Origin of the sequence: Vibrio sp. 10N.222.52.B12 (assembly GCF_002875385.1) — a bacterium.
In the GTDB taxonomy this organism is placed as follows: Bacteria; Pseudomonadota; Gammaproteobacteria; order Enterobacterales; family Vibrionaceae; genus Vibrio; species Vibrio jasicida.
In genome coordinates this window covers 1-6,928 of sequence record NZ_MDAW01000111.1, presented here as the reverse complement: position 1 = coordinate 6,928, position 6,928 = coordinate 1, and the positions used below count along the sequence as shown (strand labels likewise).

The 6,928-nt window shown below is 39.5% G+C and carries 7 protein-coding genes; all 7 read right to left on the bottom strand.

Going from position 1 to position 6,928, the window contains the following annotated elements:
- Window positions 1-199 precede the first annotated feature (199 nt).
- The 7 genes from BCT11_RS09910 to BCT11_RS09845 all read right to left on the bottom strand — a co-directional run bounded on the left by BCT11_RS09910 (window position 200) and on the right by BCT11_RS09845 (window position 6,856).
- Entirely contained in the window at window positions 200-1,168 is a 969-nt protein-coding gene (locus BCT11_RS09910) for a DUF2971 domain-containing protein (RefSeq protein WP_133152147.1), read from the bottom strand.
- 786 nt (window positions 1,169-1,954) lie between these two features.
- Complete coding sequence (locus BCT11_RS09900; RefSeq protein ID WP_102388253.1) at window positions 1,955-2,401, bottom strand: hypothetical protein; 447 nt, start codon at window positions 2,399-2,401, stop codon at window positions 1,955-1,957.
- A gap of 134 nt (window positions 2,402-2,535) precedes the next feature.
- On the bottom strand, window positions 2,536-2,784 hold the full coding sequence (locus BCT11_RS09890; RefSeq protein ID WP_102388252.1) for a hypothetical protein: 249 nt from the start codon (window positions 2,782-2,784) through the stop codon (window positions 2,536-2,538).
- Window positions 2,785-2,994: 210 nt separating this feature from the next.
- Entirely contained in the window at window positions 2,995-3,852 is an 858-nt protein-coding gene (locus BCT11_RS09880; RefSeq protein WP_102388251.1) for an HNH endonuclease signature motif containing protein, read from the bottom strand.
- 144 nt (window positions 3,853-3,996) lie between these two features.
- Window positions 3,997-4,296 (bottom strand): hypothetical protein, encoded by a 300-nt coding sequence (locus BCT11_RS09870; protein ID WP_102388249.1) that lies wholly within the window; start codon window positions 4,294-4,296, stop codon window positions 3,997-3,999.
- Between the two features lie 725 nt (window positions 4,297-5,021).
- A complete protein-coding gene (locus BCT11_RS09850; protein ID WP_102388247.1) occupies window positions 5,022-5,828 on the bottom strand; it encodes a hypothetical protein in 807 nt (268 codons plus the stop codon).
- Window positions 5,829-5,932: 104 nt separating this feature from the next.
- Window positions 5,933-6,856, bottom strand: a complete 924-nt coding sequence (locus tag BCT11_RS09845) for a hypothetical protein (protein ID WP_102388246.1) — start codon at window positions 6,854-6,856, stop codon at window positions 5,933-5,935.
- Window positions 6,857-6,928: the final 72 nt, after the last annotated feature.

Below are 6,928 nucleotides of genomic sequence, written 5' to 3'. Positions count from 1 at the left end.
CCAATATTCGCCCTTTTCGCCCTTTTCGCCGCTTTTCCACCCTATTACCCCGCCACTTTCACTCTTAGGCTACAACCACGTACATACAGCCTGAGAGATCCGTTGCGGAAATAACGCCGCATTAAGGTGTGAGCAGCGCTTGGCTATACTTGAGCGAAGCGAAACTGCCAAGCGTTGCGAATCACTCTTAAATGCTTTGTTAGCCATATTTTTTTGTGAAGTCTAACTCGAACCGAGACTGACTTGTTGTGACATCAGTGAAACAAACTTCTTGTAGTAACTCATTACGCTCGATATTACGCATTATGACTTTTTTATCCACTTCGGACATTCGACAACCGAAAAACACTCTTTTGATTGAGCTTGCAGGTAATTTATAGAGAAATATACTTGATGGGTCTTTTGATAAAGTTGAAAGAATTTCCCCTAAGAATGCCAGTTTGAATGACTGGAAAAACTCTTCGTCCGTTACCAACGAGTCCGATGAATAATAGTATTTTGCAGATTCAGCACGCAATGCACTATCAAAAGAAACCAGAACCATGCCATTTCCAAAATCATTGACAACATAGTTGTAGTCTAGCTCCAATACAGCATCTATTACTTCCAGATAGGATTTCCTAATAATGATACATTCTGCGGTAATTAGAGGGACGATAACCCTGTGCTCTTTTTCATACATCCACTCATCACTTTTAACTAAGAAATGTTCAAGGATGTTTTCATATTTTTGTTCATTAGGGCGGTTATGGTTGTAGAGAACCCTTTGAACTTGTCCCTCATTTAGTTCTTTGATGATTGGGTTATCACTCGCAAACATTTCGTCTTCTTCATTATTATCAAAAACTGGATAGCTTTGATATCGATTGAAGTTGAGCTTTGTGAGATCAAATTCAATAACAATCCCTTTGTGCTCATTTGCGTAATGAGCCCACATTAACAAATTATTATAAGTCTCTGTAAACGATATAATGCCGTAGTCATCATAAGATGGCTTATAACCAGAGCCGATATTGATTTCAACGTTTGATAAGGACTCCAAAACATTACCACTCGATGGACGCAACTCAAATGGATCATTCAAAGAATATCTTTGGCTTGCTCGTATCAGCAGATTATCGAAAATCTGTGGATGTGGTGAAGCATATTTATATAAACTTTTTAACAAAAACTTTCTCCGAACTACTGAATATGGCTAACGCCGCATTAAGGTGTGAGCAACGCTAGAACCTGACCTAAACCATTGCGCCGTAAACACGAAACCCAACGTTGAACTGAAAATGCCAAGCGTTGGGAATCACTCTTAAATGCTTTGTTATATGGCGAATATCGGTTAAACCATATATACACTATGTCCAATGTTTCTTGTTACAAGACGAGCTATGCTTATCTGGATCAGACTTACTTTCAGAATACGCACAATCAAGATACTTGTCATGAATATACAACGTTACATTCTTTTCTGATTTGGAACTATCACAATAGAAATCTGTCATCTTGACTGATTCTTTCGTATCAGCAAAGGTTACTTGAACAGTATACCAGTCGTGCTCGTTATACCCTGAGGTAATAGCCTGCCCATTCGACCGGTGTCCTTTAGCTAAGTTGCTACCCGATAGGTTGTTACTATGTCCATTCCAAGTATGAGTAATATTGTAACTCTTTAAGTCATAGCTAGAATCATTCCTAATATACATCGTTAACTCTCTACTCATCAGCCCCTCCTTTAGTTTGTCAACACAAACATACTAGGCAAACAAGAAATAAATGATCGTGATCTAGAGTACAGATATGAAACTAAACACATATAAATTGAGGCGTACTTATATTAGCCATATAACGCCCTGTTAAGGTGTGAGCAACGCTATACAAGAGCCACCGAAAACCACCTTAATCACTTAAACCAACGCATAGTAAAAATGCCAAGCGTTGTGAATCACTCTTAAACAGTTTGTTAGGCATTTGCCTGAGTGAGCCTCGACCACTCTTGCTTTGTACCCACTGCAAACAAACTACCTATTAACAAACAGATACCTGAACTTACCAACCAAAAAGTTAAGGAATTATCTGGAAAGCTTGGCATTAGTGCTGGAAATGAAAATGCTCTCAGGAGAAAAACACCTGTTGTCACTACTAAAATGGAACGTGTAAATGGAAGTTTCTTTATTACGCCCGCCCCCGCTAAGGCAAACGTGCCCCAGAAACACAAAATTGCTGCTATTGTAAGCGTGACCAATGTAGGGTACCAAAGTCCTTGCTCTGCCATTTGTGCCATCGTTTCCCCAGCCCCGAATATTCGATACCAGTCAGCTCCAAACACAATACATCCCAAATGAGCTAATGCTGCCAAAAAGCAACTCGCTGAAGATGCTATGAGATATTTGTTCTCTCGACGATTCATTCACCCTCCTTGATGCCTAACGCCCTGTTAAGGGGTGAGCAACGCAATACCGAAGCCGCCGCATACCACCTTAAACATTAAAACCAACGCATAGTGAAAATGCCACGCGTTGCGAATCCCTCTTGAACAGTTTGTTAGCCTTTGGACTCAAAGTGATACGTTACTGCTTGTAATAAAATTGGCACATAAAAACTCCAATCGACTGGTTTACCCTCAACAAAGTGCTCGACTAACTGATCTTTGATATCACCATCGACATCAGGCATTAATTCGTTGAGAAAATCCGTCAACTCTTGTTCTTTGGTGATCAATGGATACCCATCGTATTTTAAAGCCTCAACCTTATCGATGATTTCTTTGTGTTTAGTATGACTTAATTTCATATTTGCTAAATGGTTAGGAAAGTTAAAGCATTTTATCTGGTAAATTTATTTTTATGCAACAAAAGACACACTTACCCGAGAAGGCTAACGCCCTGTTAAGGTGTGAGCAACGCAATACCAAAGCTCCCGCATACCACCTTAAACACTAAACGCAACGCATAGTAAAAGTGCCAAGCGTTGCGAATCACTCTTAAACAGTTTGTTATACATTTACTTGCCGAAACTGACTCTAATTACGTTGCTATCTTCAATTTCATATTTTTGTTCAAGTTTCCACTTAGGGTTTTGTAACCAATTAATCCCAGTTTCAATGGAAAAACCGACTCCACAGTGACTCACAACGCTAGCAGATACATTTAAACCCATAACTTGCGAACCGCTATGGGAAAAATCAATGTTAGTGCCACCAATCGCAAAATTGATCTCGACGACAGTAAGGGGAAAATTAAAGTCACTAGTATCTGCGATTGCATACTTTGCTTTTAGTTTTTCTGCTGTTGCCACTTCAAAAAAGCGAAGATAAAGGTAATCACCGTTGCTATATCTAACCTCGAGTTCCTTGCCTTGTGGTGGTGAACGGAGGTCTGTGGGAGAACCTATGTTCTCCCATGAATTTTCATCGATTATCAGTCTTTCTTCGGGCATAAGGCTCAACATGTTAACGCTTAATCGTTGGTAGCCATCAGAATCACGCTTAAAAGAAACAAGTTTATGACCATCTATTTGAACTGGCACAGGTGTTTCATAATATAGATTTCCTCCTACAACGGACAGCATATCCTGACGAAGCCATTCGAGGTTACCTTTTACATATTTGGAGTTAACCTTATTCTTTTTAAAAGCATGCAATTGCTCGTTTGTATATGCACTACCATCAGCTTTCTTATGATGCTGAGCGCAGAGTGCAATCATGCCATGAGGGTCGTTATGAGGCTTTATGTGTACAGGCGGATCAAAGTGGTGATATTCCAAATATGGATTTCCACAATTTCTTACCGGACACCCAAAACCAACTTCTTCTCTCAATACTTCTTTAACTTTTTTAGGAATTGATGTTCTTTTTGCCACTATATCACCTAAATGTATAACGCCCTGTTAAGGTGTGAGCAACGCAATACCGACGCGTCCGCATACCACCTTAAACACTAAACGCAACGCATAGTGAAAATGCCACGCGTTGCGAATCACTCTTAAACAGTTTGTTAGCAATATTTACTTAGGCATAGTTGTAATTTCATTTTTTAGAGTAGATGACTCCAAAATTGTCAGTACTGGATCTTCTCGAAGAACAACATCTTTCGGTGCCTTATTACGCTCTAAGTGAGAAATTAGCTTATTGTAGACCACATCTTCTAATTTTCTTTTTACTTCCTCTATGTCCGGTTCGCCAGGAATCAGTACTTCGTCCTTGCCTTCAAATTTGGGTACTCCTTCAGTTTCAAACTCCGCAAAATACTCAAATTGTACTCGCTTCGCTTTAGCAACAATTTTAAAGCTTTTCCTATTTTCCATGTTATCTCCTTTGTTAATATATATTGCTAACGCCCTGTTAAGGTGTGAGCAACGCAATACCGAAGCTCCTGCATACCACCTTAAACATAAAACGCAACGCATAGCAAAAATGCCAAGCGTTGCGAATCACTCTTAAACAGATTGTTATGTTTTACCACAAACGCATGATTTAATTGAGAAAGAACTGCCATTTAAGACCAGTTTTCTGAGCTAAGCCACAAGGCAAGAACCGACTTGGCCGCCAAAGGCGACCAACCTAAAACAAGTAAGTCCAATTCCCTGCCCAATGAGGCAACCCGACTGAGTGACAAACAGCGCCCTTTCTTTCCAACCAAAGCGCAAAGCAATGCTGAATTGCCGAGGCTACTGCCAAGCCGAAATGCTACTTGGTAAAGAACCTAGAAGCGACTTTGAGCCAGTTATAAAAGAATCCAACCGCCACGACCTGACAATGAAGCAACCCACGAACATTGGCATGTTTTACGGCCTAAGTGATTCAAGAACTTAGGCCAACAATGCGGATTTGCTGAGTCTACTAGGGATGAATTGCCAGAGGGACAAAGAACTAGAGCCTAAGAAATTTAAGCCTTTGAATTGCAAGTAAACATAACGCCTTGCTAAGGTGTGAGTAACGCAATACAAAAGCTACCGCACAGCGCCTTAATCACCATAAGCCACCGCATAGTAAAAATGCCACGCGTTACGAATCACTCTTAAGCAATTTGTTAGGGCTCAGTTGAGTTGAACTCAATTCTCAAAGGTAGGTCTGTCATTGCATAGTGAATAAATTGCTGACCTAAAGCCGTAAGCTCGTAGCCTTCCACGTCATCAAAAGCTGATACTGGAGGTTTAGGTCCACTCCCTTTGGGTCTACGCTGCGGAGTCTTAGGTACAAAATTTCCGAAATAATCCGTTTCTCTGTATTGTCGAATAACGCCCCCAGTACTTAAATCTCGTATTAGAAGTTTATATAGGTCTGCGTCAGCAGAATCTTCTCGAACAATACCTTTGCCAATCTTAGTCCAAATCTGCCCTCTAGTAATGCCATTACTGTTGTAAATAGCGGCTATAACTTGGAAATGCATTTCTGAATATTGGTTGATCCAATCAATAAACATTCGAATAACGTCATCGCTAGAAACTGTACTACTTGCAGCGTTAGCTAGAATATTTCTGATATATTCGCGCTTTTCTTCACTTTCAGCACAAGACCACTCTCTAAATGTTTTCTTGACCAAAGACTGATAAGAACGGCTATCGACACGCTCGGAGATTGCCTGATCCTGCAAGTCTAAGCGCGCCATGATTTCCACAATGGTTTCTTCTTTTTCCTTCAACTCGTCTTCTAACATTTGGACCCAGTGCTGAAAGAATTTGTTTACCTTGTCTTGTTCATTTTCAGACCAAGCTCCCGCAATCGCAGAAAAAACGCCACCAACAAATGGAACAACGCCGCCCGCAGCTTGGAGCGCACCTCTAGCTACTTTTTTACCTTTCCCAGATTCAGGCATTTCCTTTTCAATATCACTCATGTTTCCTCCTGAGCCCTAACGCCGCATTAAGGTGTGAGCGACGCTTGGCTATACTTGAGCGAAGCGAAAACGCCAAGCGTTGCGAATCACTCTTAAATGCTTTGTTATAAGCCCGGTTCACTCTCAAACCTATCCAATACCAGCATTAATTCTGAAACAAAATTTCTAAATATATTAAGCTCATGATCAGGAATAAGATAAAACTTGTTGATAGATAAATTTTCGAAATCAAAAATATCTTGCGTATCAACAATCAATGTACTGAGCATAATATCTTGATGAAATGCTTTTTCAAATTCATTTTTAAATGCACTTCCTTTTACAATTAACGATTGTTTATTCTCTATAGAAATAACACCATGCGTATGAGAGTATACATTTCTCAGTGATGTATATAATGACCACAGACTCAGCATAAATGGTTTATTCATATTATGATTTTGACACATTTCTGGTTCAATCTTCTTATTTATTTTTATGATTTTACTAATCAAATCTGTGGTATTGTATTTGTAATCACCAACTATCGTTTTCAATGTACTTTCAGTAATACTAAATAAAAATAGAAACTCCCAAACATTTAAAAAGCCCTTAACAACGCGATACCAATCCTCCGCATCTATCGAGCTTTGTAATTCACTAAGCGAAATATCAATTTCTCTATCCATATAACCGCCGATATCAACTCCCATACAATGGAGCATATGATGGTGCTCTTTTGCTGTAGCCCTAAACTTTTCGACTAGCTCTTTCAGACCTTGTTCAACATCATAATTATAGGCTTTAGGCCTATCGAGATAGGTTATATCAAAACGATCATCGAATGAGAGAACACCTTTGTTTAGTAACTCTTGACGGTTAGTTATGATAATTTCTTCCAATTTTACGATCTCAATAAAGCTATCCATGTACGATAGCAAGACATTATTGACTAACTGCGATACATAAAACGAATTGTGAAAATTTCTATACCATGCCGATGATGTATCACTCGGCTTTTCTAGTGTTGGTACAAATGTATGAATCATATTACTCCTAAGGGCTTATAACGCCTTGCTAAGGTGTGAGTAACGCAATATAAAAGCTACCGCACAGCGCCT

Coding starts and splice junctions, on each gene's coding strand:
- BCT11_RS09900 (WP_102388253.1), bottom strand. CDS start 2,401: ATGAATCGTCGAGAGAACAAATATCTCATAGCATCTTCAGCGAGTTGC.
- BCT11_RS09890 (WP_102388252.1), bottom strand. CDS start 2,784: ATGAAATTAAGTCATACTAAACACAAAGAAATCATCGATAAGGTTGAG.
- BCT11_RS09870 (WP_102388249.1), bottom strand. CDS start 4,296: ATGGAAAATAGGAAAAGCTTTAAAATTGTTGCTAAAGCGAAGCGAGTA.
- BCT11_RS09850 (WP_102388247.1), bottom strand. CDS start 5,828: ATGAGTGATATTGAAAAGGAAATGCCTGAATCTGGGAAAGGTAAAAAA.
- BCT11_RS09845 (WP_102388246.1), bottom strand. CDS start 6,856: ATGATTCATACATTTGTACCAACACTAGAAAAGCCGAGTGATACATCA.